18 protein-coding genes and 2 pseudogenes are annotated in these 16831 nt (G+C 53.6%); 12 read left to right on the plus strand and 8 right to left on the minus strand.

Annotated features, from left to right (window positions below; translation table 11 throughout):
- Nucleotides 1-27: 27 nt before the first annotated feature.
- Nucleotides 28-894, minus strand: coding sequence for a LysR family transcriptional regulator (locus L2Y28_RS17680; RefSeq protein WP_022649257.1), 867 nt, complete (start codon nucleotides 892-894; stop codon nucleotides 28-30).
- Between the two features lie 101 nt (nucleotides 895-995).
- Between L2Y28_RS17680 and L2Y28_RS17685 the strand changes: the two genes are divergently transcribed.
- Nucleotides 996-1460: a multidrug/biocide efflux PACE transporter gene (locus L2Y28_RS17685; protein WP_022649258.1), complete on the plus strand. Its 465-nt coding sequence runs from the start codon at nucleotides 996-998 to the stop codon at nucleotides 1458-1460.
- A gap of 116 nt (nucleotides 1461-1576) precedes the next feature.
- Complete coding sequence (locus L2Y28_RS17690) at nucleotides 1577-2806, plus strand: amino acid permease (protein WP_022649259.1); 1230 nt, start codon at nucleotides 1577-1579, stop codon at nucleotides 2804-2806.
- Nucleotides 2807-2839: 33 nt separating this feature from the next.
- Here the strand turns inward: L2Y28_RS17690 and L2Y28_RS17695 are convergent, their stop codons facing one another.
- Nucleotides 2840-3112, minus strand: a complete 273-nt coding sequence (locus tag L2Y28_RS17695) for a GNAT family N-acetyltransferase (RefSeq protein WP_006811846.1) — start codon at nucleotides 3110-3112, stop codon at nucleotides 2840-2842.
- A gap of 10 nt (nucleotides 3113-3122) precedes the next feature.
- Nucleotides 3123-3353, minus strand: a complete 231-nt coding sequence (gene yjdI, locus L2Y28_RS17700; protein ID WP_022649260.1) for a 4Fe-4S mono-cluster protein YjdI — start codon at nucleotides 3351-3353, stop codon at nucleotides 3123-3125.
- Nucleotides 3354-3805: 452 nt separating this feature from the next.
- Between yjdI and L2Y28_RS17705 the strand changes: the two genes are divergently transcribed.
- The 7 genes and pseudogenes from L2Y28_RS17705 (at nucleotide 3806) to L2Y28_RS17735 (ending at nucleotide 10158) form a co-directional block, all read left to right on the plus strand.
- The gene (locus L2Y28_RS17705) at nucleotides 3806-3994 is read left to right on the plus strand and encodes a general stress protein (RefSeq protein ID WP_022649261.1); all 189 of its coding nucleotides are present in this window, start codon (nucleotides 3806-3808) and stop codon (nucleotides 3992-3994) included.
- 90 nt (nucleotides 3995-4084) lie between these two features.
- Nucleotides 4085-4582: a ferritin-like domain-containing protein gene (locus L2Y28_RS17710; protein WP_003862851.1), complete on the plus strand. Its 498-nt coding sequence runs from the start codon at nucleotides 4085-4087 to the stop codon at nucleotides 4580-4582.
- Between the two features lie 62 nt (nucleotides 4583-4644).
- Entirely contained in the window at nucleotides 4645-5151 is a 507-nt protein-coding gene (locus L2Y28_RS17715; protein ID WP_022649262.1) for a ferritin-like domain-containing protein, read from the plus strand.
- 17 nt (nucleotides 5152-5168) lie between these two features.
- A complete protein-coding gene (locus L2Y28_RS17720; RefSeq protein ID WP_022649263.1) occupies nucleotides 5169-6041 on the plus strand; it encodes a manganese catalase family protein in 873 nt (290 codons plus the stop codon).
- A 70-nt stretch (nucleotides 6042-6111) separates the two neighbouring features.
- Entirely contained in the window at nucleotides 6112-7515 is a 1404-nt protein-coding gene (locus L2Y28_RS17725; protein ID WP_022649264.1) for a cytochrome ubiquinol oxidase subunit I, read from the plus strand.
- A pseudogene (gene cydB / locus L2Y28_RS17730) lies at nucleotides 7515-8524 on the plus strand (cytochrome d ubiquinol oxidase subunit II). The gene L2Y28_RS17725 and the pseudogene cydB overlap by 1 nt, the downstream one beginning before the upstream one ends.
- A gap of 8 nt (nucleotides 8525-8532) precedes the next feature.
- Entirely contained in the window at nucleotides 8533-10158 is a 1626-nt protein-coding gene (locus L2Y28_RS17735; protein WP_022649266.1) for an alpha-amylase family protein, read from the plus strand.
- Here L2Y28_RS17735 and L2Y28_RS17740 read toward each other — a convergent pair whose 3' ends face one another.
- From L2Y28_RS17740 to L2Y28_RS17755, 4 genes are read right to left on the minus strand one after another with little or no spacing between them, the layout of a single operon-like run.
- On the minus strand, nucleotides 10159-11145 hold the full coding sequence (locus L2Y28_RS17740; protein WP_236919563.1) for an SDR family oxidoreductase: 987 nt from the start codon (nucleotides 11143-11145) through the stop codon (nucleotides 10159-10161).
- Between the two features lie 16 nt (nucleotides 11146-11161).
- Complete coding sequence (locus tag L2Y28_RS17745; RefSeq protein WP_022649268.1) at nucleotides 11162-11680, minus strand: 2-oxo-tetronate isomerase; 519 nt, start codon at nucleotides 11678-11680, stop codon at nucleotides 11162-11164.
- A gap of 15 nt (nucleotides 11681-11695) precedes the next feature.
- Nucleotides 11696-12142: a DUF421 domain-containing protein gene (locus tag L2Y28_RS17750; RefSeq protein ID WP_022649269.1), complete on the minus strand. Its 447-nt coding sequence runs from the start codon at nucleotides 12140-12142 to the stop codon at nucleotides 11696-11698.
- Between the two features lie 9 nt (nucleotides 12143-12151).
- Nucleotides 12152-12655, minus strand: a complete 504-nt coding sequence (locus L2Y28_RS17755) for a hypothetical protein (protein WP_022649270.1) — start codon at nucleotides 12653-12655, stop codon at nucleotides 12152-12154.
- A gap of 139 nt (nucleotides 12656-12794) precedes the next feature.
- Here L2Y28_RS17755 and L2Y28_RS17760 point away from each other — a divergent pair, with 139 nt between their 5' ends.
- Nucleotides 12795-13184, plus strand: coding sequence for a YdeI family stress tolerance OB fold protein (locus L2Y28_RS17760; RefSeq protein WP_022649271.1), 390 nt, complete (start codon nucleotides 12795-12797; stop codon nucleotides 13182-13184).
- Between the two features lie 61 nt (nucleotides 13185-13245).
- The gene (locus L2Y28_RS17765; RefSeq protein WP_022649272.1) at nucleotides 13246-14130 is read left to right on the plus strand and encodes an SDR family oxidoreductase; all 885 of its coding nucleotides are present in this window, start codon (nucleotides 13246-13248) and stop codon (nucleotides 14128-14130) included.
- 102 nt (nucleotides 14131-14232) lie between these two features.
- On the opposite strand, the pseudogene L2Y28_RS17770 reads toward L2Y28_RS17765, so the two are convergent.
- Nucleotides 14233-16216, minus strand: a pseudogene (locus L2Y28_RS17770) (alkyl/aryl-sulfatase).
- Nucleotides 16217-16388: 172 nt separating this feature from the next.
- Here L2Y28_RS17770 and L2Y28_RS17775 point away from each other — a divergent pair.
- The gene (locus L2Y28_RS17775) at nucleotides 16389-16787 is read left to right on the plus strand and encodes a hypothetical protein (RefSeq protein ID WP_022649275.1); all 399 of its coding nucleotides are present in this window, start codon (nucleotides 16389-16391) and stop codon (nucleotides 16785-16787) included.
- Nucleotides 16788-16831: the final 44 nt, after the last annotated feature.

Consider the following 16831-nt stretch of genomic DNA (forward strand, 5'->3'; position numbering starts at 1 on the left):
TTAAAATTAGTGAGTTTAGTCACAGGATTATCGTGCGTCCTGCAAGTACTGGCGCAGCCAGCTTCCGGCGACGCCGGGCGGGGTTCTTTTGTTCCATACCAGATCGATGGCAATCGACCTCGGCCAGCCCGGCACGTTCAGCTGCACCAGCGATTTCGATGCGTCAAATTCGTCGACCAGCGCGCAGGGTAACGCGCACCAGCCAAAGCCCTGTACCGCCATGCTCAGCAGCAGCAGGTAGTTCGGCGCAGACCAGACCGGCCCGCGCGCAAGGGGCGCTTCCCGTTCAAGATAGGTACTCAGCCGCAGCTCGCGCCAGCCATGCAGCTCGTCCGCCTGCGTCTCATGTTGCCCTGCCAGAGGATGTCCGGCAGAAACGTAAATAGCCATCCGCGTCTGCATAGGCAGGCGGGCCGCGCCAATATCGGTCGGGTAGCTGTCGCGTGCTTCCGTCAGGCCAATTTGCGCCCGCTCCTTTTGCAGCAGATCGATCACGTCCTCCTCTTCCCCAATCAGGCACTCAAATTCGGTGTGCGGAAAACGCTGGTCGAACTGGCTCATCATCTCTTCCAGCACGGCCGGGTTAAGCGTATCGGAGAGAACAAAGGTAAAACGCGCCTCCGTTTGCGCCGTTAAGGATACGGCCAGCTCATCAAGGCGCGCGCTGGCGGCGAGGATTGACTGGACATAGCCCAGCACCTGTTCACCCTGGGCGGTTAACACCGGGTGACGCGCCGAGCGATCAAACAGCTCAAAGCCAAGGTCAGCTTCAAGGTTGGCGATGGAGGTGCTGATGGTGGACTGGCTTTTACGCAGCCGTCGTGCCGCAGCTGAAAACGAACCTGCGGCGACAGTTTCAACAAACGCGGTCAGTGCTTCGGGAGAATAACGCATGATGTATCTACTTTATCGATGGATACCATCTTTTATATATCACCTTAAGCGATAAGAATAGGCCGCATCAACGCCCATACTGGCGTCTATATGAGGTAAATATGCAACATCAGGATGCACTCCAACGTAAATTGCCGGAGCGGATCTTCCATGCCGTCTGTTTTGAAGGTATTGCTACGGCGATCCTCGCCCCTACGGCCGCGTGGCTAATGCACCGCTCGGTGGTTGAAATGGGGGGTCTCACTATTATTCTGGCGACCACGGCAATGCTCTGGAACATTATCTATAACTTTGGCTTCGACCGTTTCTGGCCCGTTCAGCGGGTGAAGCGCACGGCAAAAGTGCGCGCCCTGCATGCGCTGGGTTTTGAATGCGGCTTTATTGTGATTGGCGTAACCATCGTTGCCGCCGTGCTGGGCGTGACGCTGCTCCAGGCCTTCACGCTGGAGATTGGTTTCTTCCTGTTCTTCCTGCCGTACACCATGCTCTACAACTGGGCGTATGACACCCTGCGGGAGAAAATTATCAAGCGCCGCCAGCAACGTCGCGCCCTGGCAAGCGAATGACCTTCCGGCCGGAGACCTTCTCCGGCCCAACCCCAGCGAAGCAACGGCGACCTCAACGCATAATTATGGTAAATTGCACTCCTTTTTGTTCGTTTTATAGTTGATACGTTGCTCTAATGTCGAAAATTTGGTCAAAAGAAGAGACTCTCTGGAGTTTCGCCCTCTACGGCACTGCCGTGGGCGCAGGAACCCTGTTCTTGCCCATTCAGCTCGGCTCTGCTGGCGCAATTGTCCTGCTGATCACCGCCCTTGTGGCGTATCCCTTAACCTACTGGCCGCATAAAGCGCTGGCGCAATTTATTCTGTCGTCGAAGACGAAAGGCAACGAAGGGATCACCGGTGCCGTTTCCCATTACTACGGCAAAAAGATCGGCAACCTCATCACCACGCTCTATTTCGTGGCCTTCTTTGTGGTGGTTCTGATTTACGCGGTGGCGATAACCAACTCACTTACTGAACAGCTGGCGAAACGGATGACGGTGGATACCAGCGTGCGGATGCTGGTGAGTTTTGGCGTGGTGCTGATTTTGAATCTGATCTTCCTGATGGGGCGGCACATCACCATTAAGGTGATGGGTTTCCTTGTCTTTCCGCTGATCGCCTATTTCCTGTTTGTCTCGCTGTATCTGACGGGCAGCTGGCAGCCGTCGCTTCTGACCAGCCAGATGGCCTTCGACCAGCATACACTGCACCAGGTGTGGATATCGATCCCGGTGATGGTTTTCGCTTTTAGCCATACCCCGATCATCTCGACCTTCGCCGTAGATCGTCGCGAGAAATACGGTGAAGAGGCTATGGGTAAATGCAAAAAAATCATGAAAGTGGCGTACCTGATCATCTGCCTCAGCGTGCTGTTCTTTGTGTTCAGCTGCCTGCTTTCGATTCCACCGTCCTATATCGTGGCGGCAAAAGAGGAAGGGGTGACGATCCTGTCCGCGCTGTCGATGATGCCTTCGTCCCCGGCATGGCTGGGCATTTCCGGTATTATCGTGGCAATTATAGCGATGTCGAAATCGTTCCTCGGCACCTATTTTGGCGTGATTGAAGGGGCAACGGAAATTGTGAAATCGTCGCTGAATCAGGTGGGTGTGAAGAAAAGTCGTGCCTTTAACCGCGCGGTTTCGATTCTCGGCGTGTCGCTGATTACCTTTGCGGTCTGCTGCATCAACCCGAATGCGATCTCGATGATTTACGCCATCAGCGGTCCGCTTATCGCCATGATCCTGTTCATCATGCCGACGCTGTCGACGTACCTGATCCCGTCGTTAAAACCGTACCGCTCCATCGGTAACCTGCTGACGCTGATTGTGGGTGTGCTGTGTGTGTCGGTGATGTTTGTCGGTTGAGTGTGCTGCCCGGCGCAATGCCGGGCATCTGTTTTACGCCCGAATATCGTCATACTCCCGCGTATTATCAAACTCATGCTTCGCAAACGGACACAGCGGGATTATTTTACGGTTCTCCCCGCGCATCTTCTCTACCACCTTTGCCACCAGCTGTTTACCCACACCCTGCCCTTTCAGGCTCGGATCCACATCGGTGTGCTCGATGATGCTCAGATGCTCGCCGGTCGGGACAAAGACGATCTCCGCAACCTGATTGCCTTCGGCGTCGTTGACATAAAACTTGTTATGGCCTTCAAGAATATCCATGGTTCCTCACTTATTTTAGGCGGTACTTCAGCGCACCGCTCGGGCAGGTATCAATTACGCGCGCAACAGTTTCTGCATCCACTTCATCCGGTGCGATCCAGGGTTTACGCTTCAGGTCGAACAGCGCCGCGCTGCCGCGTACGCAGTTGCCCGAGTGTTTGCAGATCCCTGTGTTGAAGTAGACATCGATTTTCTCACCGGTATAGGCCCGGTACCCTGCATCCAGTAGCTCCTGATCCATGACATTGCCTCTGTAATTATTGTGGTGACAAATGCAGCATACCCTCACCCGATCCGCCTGACCACGTCAAAAACGACGATCGGATACACTGTTTCGGCTCGTTATTTTACTTCTCGCTTAAGACTATTCCGATTATAAATACTCAGGTCGGTAAGATATATTTTTGCGCTACGTCAATTCTTGTAATCATTTCCGCCGCGTTCACATTAAGATTATTAGCTAAGCGGAATCCTAACGACACAATTTATTTCCCCCTAAGCAATGGATTTACTTCCGATTTTCAAAAATCGTAACGAAGCGGTATTTCCCCCGCATCTCTGGAAATGGTGCAAAACAACCCAGACAGGAAATTTGACTCTTCTCACATAACGACTAATGTTAATTTCTGAACGACAACTGATACGAATTACTTATCGTATCACCTGACATAAACGCAACATGAGGGTTGATATATGGCAGAGCAACATCGTGGTGGTTCCGGTAATTTCGCGCAAGACCGTGAAAAAGCATCAGAAGCTGGACGTAAAGGCGGCCAGCACAGCGGCGGTAATTTCAAAAACGATCCGCAACGCGCATCTGAAGCGGGTAAGAAAGGGGGACAGAACAGTCACGGCGGGGGCCGTAAATCTGATAACTCCTGATCTTATTTAAAGCTCTTATAAATATACCGAGAGCATGCTGCGGGCCTGTCGGCTCGCAGTACCTTCCCTTTATTTCACTGGAGCGAATATATGAATATGAAAACTGTTGAAGATGTATTTATTCACCTGTTATCCGATACCTATAGCGCTGAGAAGCAGCTGACCCGCGCGCTGAGCAAGTTAGCCCGCGCCGCATCAAGCGAGAAGCTGAGCGCTGCCTTCACGGCTCACCTTGAGGAGACGCAGGGACAGATCGAACGTATCGATCAGATTATTGAGCAGGAATCCGGCCTCAAGCTGAAGCGCATGAAATGCGTTGCAATGGAAGGCTTAATTGAAGAAGCCAACGAAGTTATTGAGAGCACTGAGAAAAACGAAGTGCGTGACGCTGCATTAATTGCCGCCGCACAGAAAGTCGAGCACTACGAAATTGCCAGCTACGGCACCCTGGCCACCCTGGCTGAACAATTAGGCTATAAAAAAGCCGTTAAACTTCTTGCAGAAACACTGGAAGAAGAAAAAGAAACCGATCTCAAATTAACCGATCTGGCTGTCGGCAATATTAATCAAAAAGCCCAGAAAGGATAAATAAAAATTTGATGAGCATCAGCACCAACAATTAACCAGAAAATAAATCACAGGAGTTAATTATGAATCATGTAGAACACTACCATGATTGGCTACGCGATGCCCATGCGATGGAAAAGCAAGCCGAATCCATGCTGGAATCAATGGCCAGCCGTATTGATAATTATCCCGACTTACGTGCACGAATTGAACAACACGTTAATGAAACTAAACATCAAATTACCGTGCTTGAAGAAATTCTCGACCGCAATAATATTTCCCGTTCGGTCATAAAAGATTCCATGAGCAAAATGGCGGCGCTCGGCCAGTCCATTGGCGGCATGTTCCCTTCCGACGAAATTGTTAAAGGCTCCATCAGCGGCTACGTTTTTGAGCAGTTTGAAATTGCCTGCTACACCTCTCTGCTGGCCGCGGCCAAACAAGCGGGCGATACCGCCTCCATTCCAGCCATTGAATCCATTCTGGAAGAAGAGCGCCAGATGGCGGACTGGCTGATTCAACATATTCCACAGACGACGGAACAGTTCCTGCTGCGCTCCGACGCGGACGGCGTTGAAGCGAAAAAATAACGGAAGAGGGAGAAACTATGTTTCGACACGTAAAACAGCTGCAATACACAGTACGCGTAGCCGAACCGAATCCGGGTCTGGCTAATCTTCTGCTTGAGCAGTTTGGCGGGCCACAGGGCGAACTTGCCGCGGCATGTCGTTACTTTACGCAAGGATTGAGCGACGACGATCCCGGTCGTAAAGATATGCTGATGGATATCGCGACCGAGGAGTTAAGTCACCTGGAAATTATCGGCACCCTGGTGGGTATGCTTAATAAGGGTGCGAAAGGTGAACTGGCGGAAGGCGTTGAAAATGAAGCGGAGCTGTACCGGTCCATGACCGAAAACGGCAATGACAGTCATATCACTTCCCTGCTCTACGGGGGCGGTACTCCGCTCACTAACTCCGCAGGCGTACCGTGGACGGCGGCGTACGTGGATACCATTGGCGAACCCACCGCGGATCTGCGCTCTAACATTGCGGCCGAGGCGCGCGCCAAAATTATCTACGAACGGCTTATTAACGTAACGGACGATCCAGGTGTTAAAGATGCGCTGGCGTTTTTAATGACGCGTGAGGCAGCACACCAGCTTTCGTTTGAGAAGGCGCTCCAGTCGATCCGTAACAACTTCCCACCGGGTAAATTGCCTCCAATCGAAGAGTACACCAACAAGTACTACAATATGTCTGAGGGGGGAGAAGTTCGCGGAAGCTGGAACAGCGACAAGCACTTCGACTACGTGGAATCTCCTCAGCCAGCGGTCGATGGCGGTGACGGCGGCGCAAGCGTAACGCTTACAACAGAGCAGGCTACGCTGGTCAAAGCAATGTGCGCACGTACGAAATCCGATCCTAAAGCCGATCCGCTTACCGGTGCCGAGCTTGGCGCGGGTAAGAAAAAACCGTAACCGGTTTTGCCAGGCAGCCTGAGGCTGTCTGGCAATGCCTTGTGGGCTATCAGTTCCAGAGGTACGGAGCATGTTCGAGCTTGATGCGTTTCATCTGGCCAGGATACAGTTCGCCTTTACCGTCTCTTTCCATATTCTCTTTCCGGCAATCACCATCGGGCTTGCGAGCTATCTGGTGGTTCTCGAGGGCATGTGGCTTCGCACAAAAAATGATGTCTGGCGCTCGCTTTACCATTTCTGGCTGAAAATTTTCGCCGTTAACTTTGGTATGGGCGTGGTTTCCGGGCTGGTAATGGCTTACCAGTTTGGGACTAACTGGAGCGGATTTTCCCAGTTCGCAGGCAGCATAACCGGCCTTCTGCTCACTTATGAAGTCTTAACCGCCTTCTTCCTCGAAGCCGGATTCCTGGGCGTGATGTTGTTCGGCTGGAACAAGGTCGGCCCCGGCCTGCACTTCTTTGCCACCTGCATGGTAGCGCTGGGCACGCTGATGTCCACCTTCTGGATCCTCGCCTCCAACAGTTGGATGCATACCCCGCAGGGCTTCAGTATTCAGAATGGTCAGGTCATTCCCGAAGACTGGCTGGCCATTATTTTTAACCCCTCATTCCCTTACCGTCTGATCCATATGTCCATCGCCGCCTTCCTGTGCAGCGCCTTGTTTGTGGGCGCGTCCGGGGCATGGCATCTGCTGCGCGGCAACGACACGCCCGCTATTCGCAAAATGTTCTCCATGGCCATGTGGATGGCGCTGCTGGTCGCGCCCATCCAGGCAGTCGTTGGGGATATGCACGGCCTGAATACGCTTGAGCATCAGCCTGCCAAAATCGCCGCGATTGAAGGCCACTGGGAAAATCCGCCCGGCGAGGCTACCCCGCTGCTGCTGTTCGGCGTACCGGATATGGAGGAGGAGCGCACCAAATACGGGCTTGAAATTCCGGCGCTCGGCAGCCTGATCCTGACGCACAGCCTGGATAAACAGGTCCCGGCGCTGAAAGATTTCCCGAAAGAGGACCGCCCGAACTCGCTCATCGTCTTCTGGTCTTTCCGCATTATGGTCGGCATGGGGCTGCTGATGATTACGCTTGGTGTGCTGAGCGTCTGGCTGCGCTATCGCCGCCGACTCTATCACTCGCGACCATTCCACTGGTTTGCCCTGTGCATGGGGCCAGCCGGACTGCTTGCGCTGCTCGCCGGGTGGGTCACCACCGAAGTGGGCCGCCAGCCGTGGGTCGTCTACGGCTATCTGCGCACGATAGATGCGGTGTCTCTGCACAGCACGTTGCAGATGAGCATCAGCCTGCTGGCTTTTATCGTGGTCTACTGTTCGGTATTTGGCGTGGGTTATGTTTATCTCGCCCGGTTGATAAAGAAAGGGCCGCAGCCTGTCGGCACGTTAACGTCTAATACGTCGGGCACCCCTGCCCGTCCGCTGTCCGCCGCCGAGTCTGTTCCGGAAGAGGAGAAGATCTGATGGGCGTCGATATCCCGGTCATCTGGTTTGCCATTATTGTCTTCCCACGCTGATGTACATCATCATGGACGGTTTCGATCTCGGTATCGGCATGCTGTTCAGCTTTGTGGGCGATGCCAAAGAGCGCGACGTGATGGTGAACAGCGTCGCACCGGTCTGGGACGGAAATGAAACCTGGCTGGTTCTCGGCGGCGCAGGGTTGTTCGGCGCGTTTCCGCTGGCCTACGCGGTGATTATCGATGCCCTGACCATCCCGCTCACGGCCATGCTGATCGGGCTTATTTTCCGCGGCGTGGCATTTGAGTTTCGCTTTAAGGCGACCCCTTCCCACCGCAAATTCTGGGACTATTCTTTTGCTGGCGGTTCCCTGCTGGCAACCTTCAGCCAGGGGATCGTGGTCGGCGCGATGATCAACGGCTTTGACGTGGAAGGGCGACGCTTTGTGGGCTCCTCGCTGGACTGGTTAACCCCGTTTAACCTGTTCTGCGGGCTGGGTTTGATTGTCGCCTATACCCTGCTGGCTACCACATGGCTGATCATGAAAAGCGAAGGCGCGCTGCAAAACCGGATGCGTGAGCTGACCCGGCACGTGCTGCTGGCACTGATCGCCGTTATTGCGGTGGTGAGTATCTGGACCCCGCTCGGCTGGCAGTTTGTCGCCGAGCGCTGGTTTACACTGCCTAACTTCTTCTGGTTCCTGCCGGTTCCGGTTCTGGTGGCGGTATTCAGCCTATGGATCTGGCGGCTGACGCGCAATCCCGACAGCCATGCCCGTCCGTTCCTGTTAACGCTGGGCCTGATTTTCCTCGGCTTTAGCGGACTGGGCATCAGCCTGTGGCCACACATTATCCCGCCGCACATCACCCTGTGGGAAGCCGCCGCACCGCCTGCCAGCCAGCTGTTTATGCTGATCGGCACGCTGTTAATCATCCCGGTGATCCTGGTTTACACCGCCTGGAGCTACTACGTCTTCCGGGGCAAAGTGTCTGATACCGAAGGTTATCACTAAGGATTGCTATGGCAGGCTGGCATACACGCGCCATTATTTACCAGATTGATACCGCCCTGTTTTACGATCTTAACGGCGATGGCTGTGGCGACATCGCCGGGATCGCCGCGAAGTTGCGCTACATCCGCCGGATGGGCGCGACGGTTATCTGGATCACCCCGTTTTACCTCACCCCTTTTCTCGATGAAGGCTATGACGTAAGCGACCATTTGCAGGTCGATCCCCGCTTCGGCAAGCTCAACGATATCATCGCCTTTATTGAACAGGCGCGGGAGCTGGGGATGAAGGTCATTATTGAGCTGCTGATCCAGCACACCTCGGATGCGCATCCCTGGTTTCAGCAAGCCCGCCGCAACCCGCAGTCACCCTACCGTGACTATTATCTCTGGTCTGACACGGACGAGGACGATACGCCACCGATGTTCCCCGGCGTGGAAAAGAGCGTCTGGACATGGGACGACGAAGCGGGGCAATACTACCGGCATATGTTTTATCACCACGAGCCGGATCTCAATCTGGCCTCCCCGGCGGTGCTGAAGGAGGTTGAGAACATCATCATCTTCTGGCTAAAGCTCGGGGTGTCGGGCTTTCGCCTGGATGCAGCGTCGCACCTGACAAAACAGGCCGGGCGTGGAGATGAAAAACGCGGCCTGTGGATCCTGGAGCATCTGCGCCGTCTTATCGAACAGCGCAATCCGGACGCGATCCTGCTCGGCGAAGTCGACGTGGAGGTCGACGCCTACAAAGATTATTTTGGTCAGAATGACCGGCTCAACCTGGTGCTGAATTTCTGGCTCAATAAGTACTTTTACGTCAGCCTTGCAGAGAAGAGCGCACGACCGCTGCGCAACGCGGTGAAAAAGATGATTGTGCCGCCGGACTCCTGCTGTTTTGCCAACTGGCTGCGCAATCATGATGAGCTGGATCTGGAAGGGATAGGCAAAAAAGCGAAGCAGACCGTCATTGATGCCTTCGCCCCTGATGAAGAGATGAGCGTGTATCAGCGAGGGATCCGCCGCCGTCTGGCGCCGATGCTTAAGGGCGATCGAAAGCGGCTGGCCTTTTGCCATGCGGTCTTGTTTTCGCTGCCGGGCGTACCGGTCATGCGCTACGGGGATGAAATTGGAATGGGCGATGATTTAGATCTGGAGGAGCGTTACGCCGTACGCACCCCGATGCAGTGGGCCGGGTCGCAGGGCGGCGGTTTCTCAGATGCCGACCCGAAAACCTTTATCGCCCCAATGATTGACCATGGTCCGTACCGCTATCAAAAAATCAACGTGGCGGATTCGCTGTTGCACCGCAACTCCCTCCTGCACTGCATTATCGATATCGCCAATACGCGCTCGGAGTTTCCTGAGATCGGCGTCGCGCCGTTTCGTCTTATTACTATCGACAACGATGCGGTACTGGGGATCTATTACGAAACCGACACGCGCAGCATTCTGACCTTCGTTAACTTCAGCGATAAGCCCGTTAATTTTACCGCCAGAGGGATCCGGCATGCGACCTGGACCGCATGCCTGGCGGACAAACGCTACGACGACGCGCTGGTATGCGGCAAAACCGTCGCGCTTAACCTCAGCGGCTATGGCTACCGCTGGTTCTGGACCGATCGTACCGCACTGCGCTGATTATCGTCTCCGCGAGAGCAGCAGACGCGCCACGATCGCGCCCGTGACGGCGAGGGAGCCGAGCAGCACTTTCCCCGGCATGCCGGAGGTAACGCTGGTGGCGCGCTCTTTTGCTTCGTCGGTGAAATGCCCGTGGATTTTATGCAGATCGTTAACCGGCTGATCCAGATAGTCCTGACGGTCATCCGCATTTAGCGTATCGGTCATCTGCCCTTCCCAGGCCTTTTTAACCATCAGCCGGTCCAGAAAACCGGGGAAAAGAAACTGCCCGACAATCGACTGGACAGTGCTGCTGCCCACCCACAGCTCCCGCACCGGTTTCTGCGCCACCTTAAAAATAGCGCTGGCAGCCACTTCCGGCTGAAACACGGGAGGAACCGGGCGCATCGCCCAGGCAAATTTATTCCTCGCCCACTCGAACTGCGGCGTATTGAGGCCCGGCATCTGTACCATTGCGATCTGCACCCGGCTGTTTTCATGCATCAGCTCGGTGCGTACGGCATCGGTAAATCCGCGGATCGCGGCCTTCGCGCCACAGTAGGCTGACTGCAAGGGAATGGAACGGTAGGCCAGCGCGGAGCCAACCTGAATAAACGTTCCACGATCGCGAGGGGTCATTAACTCCAGCGCGGCGCGGGTGCCGTTAACATAGCCCAGATAGGTCACCTCGGTGACGCGGCGAAACTCCTCCGGGGACATGGTGCGAAACGGCGCCAGCATCCCGCCCATGGCGTTATTCACCCACACATCGATGGCTCCAAGCCGGTATTCAATTTCGTTAGCAGCATCGGTCACCGCCTTGCTGTCCGCCACGTCGGCCTGAATGGCACACGCGTTGATCCCGAAACGGCGCAACTCCTCTTCTGTGGAGCGCAGGCTCTGCTCATCGCGGGCAATAATGCCTACATCGTAGCCCGCTTTAGCAAAATGCAGCGCCGTGGCTTTCCCCACGCCCGCCGTACCGCCGGTAATAACGATAACAGCCATAGCCTTTCCCCTTGTCTCAGACGTTATCCCATCCGGAGAGTATTTCGATCAGTTCAGACAGCGAATAACGCACCGCTTTTTCCACCACATCCTGACATTCACCGGAAAACAGCACGGTGCGGGTTTCCGTCTGTCCGCGAATATTCCAGCCGAAGCAGACCGTACCGGCTGCCGTGCCATCGTCTCCGCCTTCCGGTCCCGCATAGCCGCTGATGGCAACACCAATATCCGCCTCGGCAATATCGCGAATTTTAGCGGCCATCTCAGTAACCGTTTGTTCACTGACGGCGGTGAAGCGCTCAATCGTTTCGTGCCGCACGCCGAGGATCCTCTCCTTCGCCGCATCGCTGAACACCACCATGCCAACGTCATAAAATTCCGCCGTGTTCTCTTCGGCACAAAGCGCAACCGCAAGATTACCGCCGGTGCAGGACTCCGCCGTGGTTAGACGCAGTCCTCTTTCTGTGAGCGTCGTGGCAAGCTTTTTCGTCAGCTCGCTGATGGTCGTATTATTATCGTGAATAAGGTTGCTCATGGATGTGCCCCTTAGTTAATTTTCTTCAGGAATAATTGAAATATGGCCGTTACGCTCAAGGATCGCGTACTTAATATCCTTTAATTCCGTTATGCCGTGGTTCTGGCGTGCTGAAACCAATATATCATCGCAGGATACATCGACTTTTTTCAGTTTATCCGCAATGGGAATACCATTCTCTACCAATATCACCGGGGTGCCATCAAGAACATTCTCAACAGAAGAAGAATATTTTTTAATCAGGCCAAAAATAATATCCACCACCACCAGCGTTGTTATTGTAATCATCGCACCGGTGACGGAAAAATCTTCGCCCAGTAGCGCCTGCTGTGTCGCCTCACTGATAATTAAGAGCAAAATAAGGTCAAAGCTGGTCATTTGCAGCAGGGCGCGCCGTCCGGCGACTTTAAACACGATCACCAGAAACAGGTATATTGCCAGGGCACGAAAAACCATGTCCATATTCGACTCCTAGGGGTAAATAAACTGCCAGAAGCGGATATCTGGCCCGTTGTTTACGCGGATGCTGTTTGTCCATTTCCCTGCTTTTGTCGGCGTGATGAACAGCAGGACGGTGAACTTATCGCTCTGTTTCAGATTGTCGTAAACGAGAAACAGGGTATTCCCCCGGCTATACATGCTGTCCGGCTGCGGCCAGACGCTGCCCGGCTCATATACGTCGCTGCTTTCGTTGGTCAGGCTGAGAATATATTTACCCTCAGACGTCACCGGAAACGTCAGCGTCATCCGCGATTCGGTCTGGCGGCGGCCGAAGCGCTCATAGCTAAGGTTCAGGGATTTTGCTTCGTTTGTTTTCTCCACGTCGCTAACCGCACCGCTGGAAAACAGGCCGGCTAACGCGGCCACGATAATACCTAACAGTACAATAAAACCCACCTGACGAAATGCATACTCAAACGTCAGTAAACGATAACTCTCTTTTATCCCAGGCACTTTTTCATTTTTTGGTTCCATGGCTTTTGTCACCGTTTCGCTTAATTGCCGAAATTTTTGATTTTTCTACGCAAATGCTTTTAAGACTTATCACATTTGCCACATAAAGGAATAGCAACAATACTTAATAAGTCAAGACATCCAAAATGAAGGATATCAGATGAAATTATCAGTGATTTCAGCCTTGTTAATATTAATTATCCCTTCCGCATGGGCAGATAATAACGGCGGGTTACAAAAGGGTGAAGCGCCGCCACCGCCGCATGCCCTGGACAGTGGTTATCGTGGTACCGATGATGCGCGCATTATGACCATTACTCAGGCAAAAGAGATGCATGATGGCGCCTCTATTTCACTGCGCGGCAATCTTATTGATGGCAATGGCGATAAATACGTATTCCAGGATAAAACCGGGAAAATCGACGTTATTATCCCGAAAGCCGTATTTGACGACAGAACCGTGGAACCTGACAACATGATCAGTATTAGCGGCTCGCTCGATAAAAAATCATCCCCACCCGTAGTGCGGGTCAGCCACTTGCAAAAATAATTCAGCGAAGCGTTAACGCTGTAACTATCCATCAAATCTCACCCCTAACAAGGAGTTAGCTATGAGTGATAATGAACAACGTACGAACGCTTACCCAACGCCACCTTTCCCGGAGCAGCCCCAGACGCCACCGGGCCTGGCCTCTGAAATGGACCCTGTTCCCGATCACGGCGAGACAAGCTACAAAGGGCATGGCCGGCTTACCGGTAAGAAGGCGCTAATTACCGGGGGCGATTCCGGCATCGGACGCGCGGTAGCCATTGCCTATGCCCGCGAAGGGGCAGATGTCGCCATTAACTATTTGCCGGAAGAGGAAGAAGACGCTGCGGAAGTGATCGCCCTGATTAAAGCGGAAGGACGGAATGCCGTCGCGCTTCCGGGCGATGTGCGGGACGAAACTTTTTGTCAGAACCTGGTGGAACAGGCCGTCGGAAAACTGGGCGGGCTGGACATCCTGGTGAATAACGCAGGCCGCCAGCAATACCGTGAGACGCTGGAAGAACTGACCACGGAAGATTTTGACGCGACCTTTAAAACCAACGTCTATGCGCCTTTCTGGATCACAAAGGCGGCGTTGCGCCACATGAAAGCTCCCGCTTCCATCATTAACACCTCATCTGTACAGGCGGTAAAACCGAGCGCCGTACTGCTTGACTATGCGCAGACCAAAGCCTGTCTCGCGGTGTTTACCAAAGCGCTGGCGAAACAGCTGGGTCCGAAAGGGATCCGCGTGAACGCGGTAGCGCCCGGACCTTACTGGACCGTGCTCCAGCCCAGCGGGGGGCAGCCACAGGAAAAAGTGAAACATTTTGGCGAGAGTACCCCTCTGGGACGCCCGGGACAGCCCGTGGAGATCGCACCGCTGTATGTCACTCTGGCCTCGGATGAGTGTTCATACACCTCCGGGCAGGTCTGGTGTTCAGACGGCGGCGACGGCGTCATCTAGCGCTCAAGCAGCGCAGAGTGTAGGCCGGGTAAGGCGAAGCCGCCACCCGGCAAATTGTTGCTGGCGAATGCTAAAAGGCTGCGAAAGCAGCCTTTTTTACTTTTAAGGGGTGACGACAGGAAACCAGAAACTGAAGCTCTCCATGCAGCGCAGCATTTCGTCTACCTTCGCGGCGTTGCCGACGATCGTCACCTCTCCTGCCTGTTGCGCCTTTTTCAGCGTGGTCTCCTTAAGAATGATTTTGTTCAGCGTTTCGCGGCTGAGCGTAATGGTTGCATCCGGATCTTCTGCCTGGATATTGGCACTGTGGTTTAGCACGCCATTCTCCAGCTCCAGCTTATACCTGCCGCCCTCGCGGCCTAAATCAACGTTAAAAACGCCTCTGGCATTCGCTGCTCTGACGCCGTTAAGATGAACGCCGAAGTAGTCAAAAATCATCTCAGTCGACATGGCACGGACCGCATCCGGGCTGGCGGTTTTGGGCGTCGGCTTTATCTTCACGCCGTTACGCAACTCTTGCGCACCGGTGAGGTAGGCGTTACGCCACGGCCCTGACTCCGCATGGTATCCCAGCTGTTCAAACGCATCGGCTTCCAGTTCGCGCGCCGCTTTATTATTCGGATCGGCAAAAACGACTTTACTGACCACCTGAGCCACCCAGCGATAATTCCCCCGGGCATAATCGACACGGGCTTTTTCAAGGATCGCGCGGGCTCCGCCCATGTAATCGACATACTTTTTCGCCGCCTCGACCGGAGGCAGTTCATCGAGCGTCGCCGGATTGCCGTCGAACCAGCCAAGATAGTAGACATAGGTGGCTTTGACGTTGTTGCTTACCGAGCCGTAATAGCCACGGCCTGCCCAGGATTTAGCCAGCCCGTAAGGCAGGGCGAAATTAGCGGCTATTTCATCCCTCGTCAGCCCCTTATTCGCCAGTCTGAGCGTCTGGTCGTTGATATAGCGGTAGATATCACGCTGGCTTTTCATCAGCTTCACCACTTTTTTTGTTACCCCACGTGGGCCAGTGGTGCTGCGCGATAATGATTTCCGCTTTATCACCCCAACGATCGATGGCGTTATTGATGTACTTTGACCATGCCAGCGGATCGTGTATTTTCGCCCCGCGCAGCGAGTAGGTATTGTGCAGGGTGTGAGTGACGTTCTCTGCTGCTTCGATCAGCTTTTTCTCTTCCACATACCAGAGCATTTCAGACGGTGCTTCCGATTCCGGCGTCAGCATAAAGTCATAGGTGAGACCGTCAATGACCTCTTTCTGCTCCTCTTCGGTAATAGAGTGAGTGGGCGCGATGAGCGTGACCGTTCCGGCTGAGGTGGTAGTCCCCAGTCCTGCCCCCACCTGCCCCTTCACACCGGGTTTCAGCAGGTTTCCGTGGATATAGCTGGCACGGCGGCTCATGGCGTTTCCGGCCATGATATTTTCCGATACCGCCTCTTCCATAAAACCGGCTGGCGCATAGACTTTCACTTTGCCGGACATTACCCCGGCTTCATCAATTACGCCACGCACGCCGCCATAATGATCGACGTGGCTATGGGTATAAATAACGGCAACAACCGGACGTTTGCCGCGATGCTTAACGTAAAGATCCATGCCCGCTTTAGCCGTTTCCGCAGACACCAGCGGATCGATAACCGTGATCCCCTCTTTGCCCTCTATGATTGTCATATTCGACAGATCGAGGTTGCGGATCTGGTAGACGCCTTCCGTGACTTCAAACAGACCGCCGATATTATTCAGCTGCGCCTGACGCCACAGGCTCGGGTTGACGGTATCCGGCGCTTTTTGCCCTTCTTTGATAAAAGCGTATTTCTGGGGATTCCAGATAACGGCGCCTTTTTCACCTTTAATCACCGCAGGTGGCAGCGGGGCAATAAAGCCTTTATGCGCATTGCGGAAATCGGTTTTATCAAAGAAGGGCAGTTGACCATAAAGTGCATCATTCATTTGTTTCGTATGGGCAGTGGCTTCCTTCACCTCCTTTTGTGCCAGGACAGGCAATGAGATCAACGAGGCCAATAGCAGACCAGCAACGGCCATCGCACTAACGAGAGTTTTAAATTTCATACATCCTCGAGGCGTCATATTCACGCTGGCGGTACATGGGGGGGAAAGGAGGCTATCACCGGGCTTTTCTTTTACCTATGGAAATAACGTTTATAAATAAATAAGTTTATTCTTTCGTCGCTGCGGCCTTCAGGGATAATGCTGAGTCCAATTATTTCCCCGGAGTGATTCGATGAAGAGCCTGCCGTTCTTTTTCGCTATATTAAGTCTGAGCACATTAACAGCATGTAGCTCTCCACCACCAGACAACGTTGAAAAGATTAATCATCTGCAAATTCCGCTGGTATTACCGGGGGAAAAACCGCCGCAGGCACAGATATCTCATATCGCGTCTCTTTATCAGGAAAATAAACAGCAGATCGATAACTTAACGCGCAGCGTAAAATCACAGTATCTTCAGGACACTACCGCAAAAGAAATTTTTGTTGCGGACAGCGCTGTTCAACGCGTTTACGCCTCGCTGACCAAACTGGAACAGTTAGATATGGTTAATCAGCAATACCTGAAAGACAATAATGTCACGGGCCTGCAAAATATTCATATTATGCTTGAACCGTTATTCGCCAGCTGACAACAAAAAACCCGGCAACATAGCAGCCGGGTTTTTCTTAATCG

Origin of the sequence: Enterobacter sp. JH25 (assembly GCF_021725435.1) — a bacterium.
GTDB classification, from domain to species: Bacteria; Pseudomonadota; Gammaproteobacteria; order Enterobacterales; family Enterobacteriaceae; genus Enterobacter; species Enterobacter intestinihominis.

Bases quoted from the DNA above. Each gene is read 5' to 3' on its own strand.
- L2Y28_RS17775 (WP_022649275.1), top strand. From the start codon at position 16,389: ATGAAGAGCCTGCCGTTCTTTTTCGCTATATTAAGTCTGAGCACATTA.
- L2Y28_RS17690 (WP_022649259.1), top strand. From the start codon at position 1,577: ATGTCGAAAATTTGGTCAAAAGAAGAGACTCTCTGGAGTTTCGCCCTC.
- L2Y28_RS17725 (WP_022649264.1), top strand. From the start codon at position 6,112: ATGTTCGAGCTTGATGCGTTTCATCTGGCCAGGATACAGTTCGCCTTT.
- L2Y28_RS17760 (WP_022649271.1), top strand. From the start codon at position 12,795: ATGAAATTATCAGTGATTTCAGCCTTGTTAATATTAATTATCCCTTCC.
- L2Y28_RS17720 (WP_022649263.1), top strand. From the start codon at position 5,169: ATGTTTCGACACGTAAAACAGCTGCAATACACAGTACGCGTAGCCGAA.
- L2Y28_RS17765 (WP_022649272.1), top strand. From the start codon at position 13,246: ATGAGTGATAATGAACAACGTACGAACGCTTACCCAACGCCACCTTTC.
- L2Y28_RS17750 (WP_022649269.1), bottom strand. From the start codon at position 12,142: ATGGACATGGTTTTTCGTGCCCTGGCAATATACCTGTTTCTGGTGATC.
- L2Y28_RS17710 (WP_003862851.1), top strand. From the start codon at position 4,085: ATGAATATGAAAACTGTTGAAGATGTATTTATTCACCTGTTATCCGAT.
- L2Y28_RS17705 (WP_022649261.1), top strand. From the start codon at position 3,806: ATGGCAGAGCAACATCGTGGTGGTTCCGGTAATTTCGCGCAAGACCGT.
- L2Y28_RS17740 (WP_236919563.1), bottom strand. From the start codon at position 11,145: ATGGCTGTTATCGTTATTACCGGCGGTACGGCGGGCGTGGGGAAAGCC.
- L2Y28_RS17685 (WP_022649258.1), top strand. From the start codon at position 996: ATGCAACATCAGGATGCACTCCAACGTAAATTGCCGGAGCGGATCTTC.
- L2Y28_RS17695 (WP_006811846.1), bottom strand. From the start codon at position 3,112: ATGGATATTCTTGAAGGCCATAACAAGTTTTATGTCAACGACGCCGAA.
- L2Y28_RS17755 (WP_022649270.1), bottom strand. From the start codon at position 12,655: ATGGAACCAAAAAATGAAAAAGTGCCTGGGATAAAAGAGAGTTATCGT.
- L2Y28_RS17680 (WP_022649257.1), bottom strand. From the start codon at position 894: ATGCGTTATTCTCCCGAAGCACTGACCGCGTTTGTTGAAACTGTCGCC.
- L2Y28_RS17745 (WP_022649268.1), bottom strand. From the start codon at position 11,680: ATGAGCAACCTTATTCACGATAATAATACGACCATCAGCGAGCTGACG.
- L2Y28_RS17715 (WP_022649262.1), top strand. From the start codon at position 4,645: ATGAATCATGTAGAACACTACCATGATTGGCTACGCGATGCCCATGCG.
- yjdI (WP_022649260.1), bottom strand. From the start codon at position 3,353: ATGGATCAGGAGCTACTGGATGCAGGGTACCGGGCCTATACCGGTGAG.
- L2Y28_RS17735 (WP_022649266.1), top strand. From the start codon at position 8,533: ATGGCAGGCTGGCATACACGCGCCATTATTTACCAGATTGATACCGCC.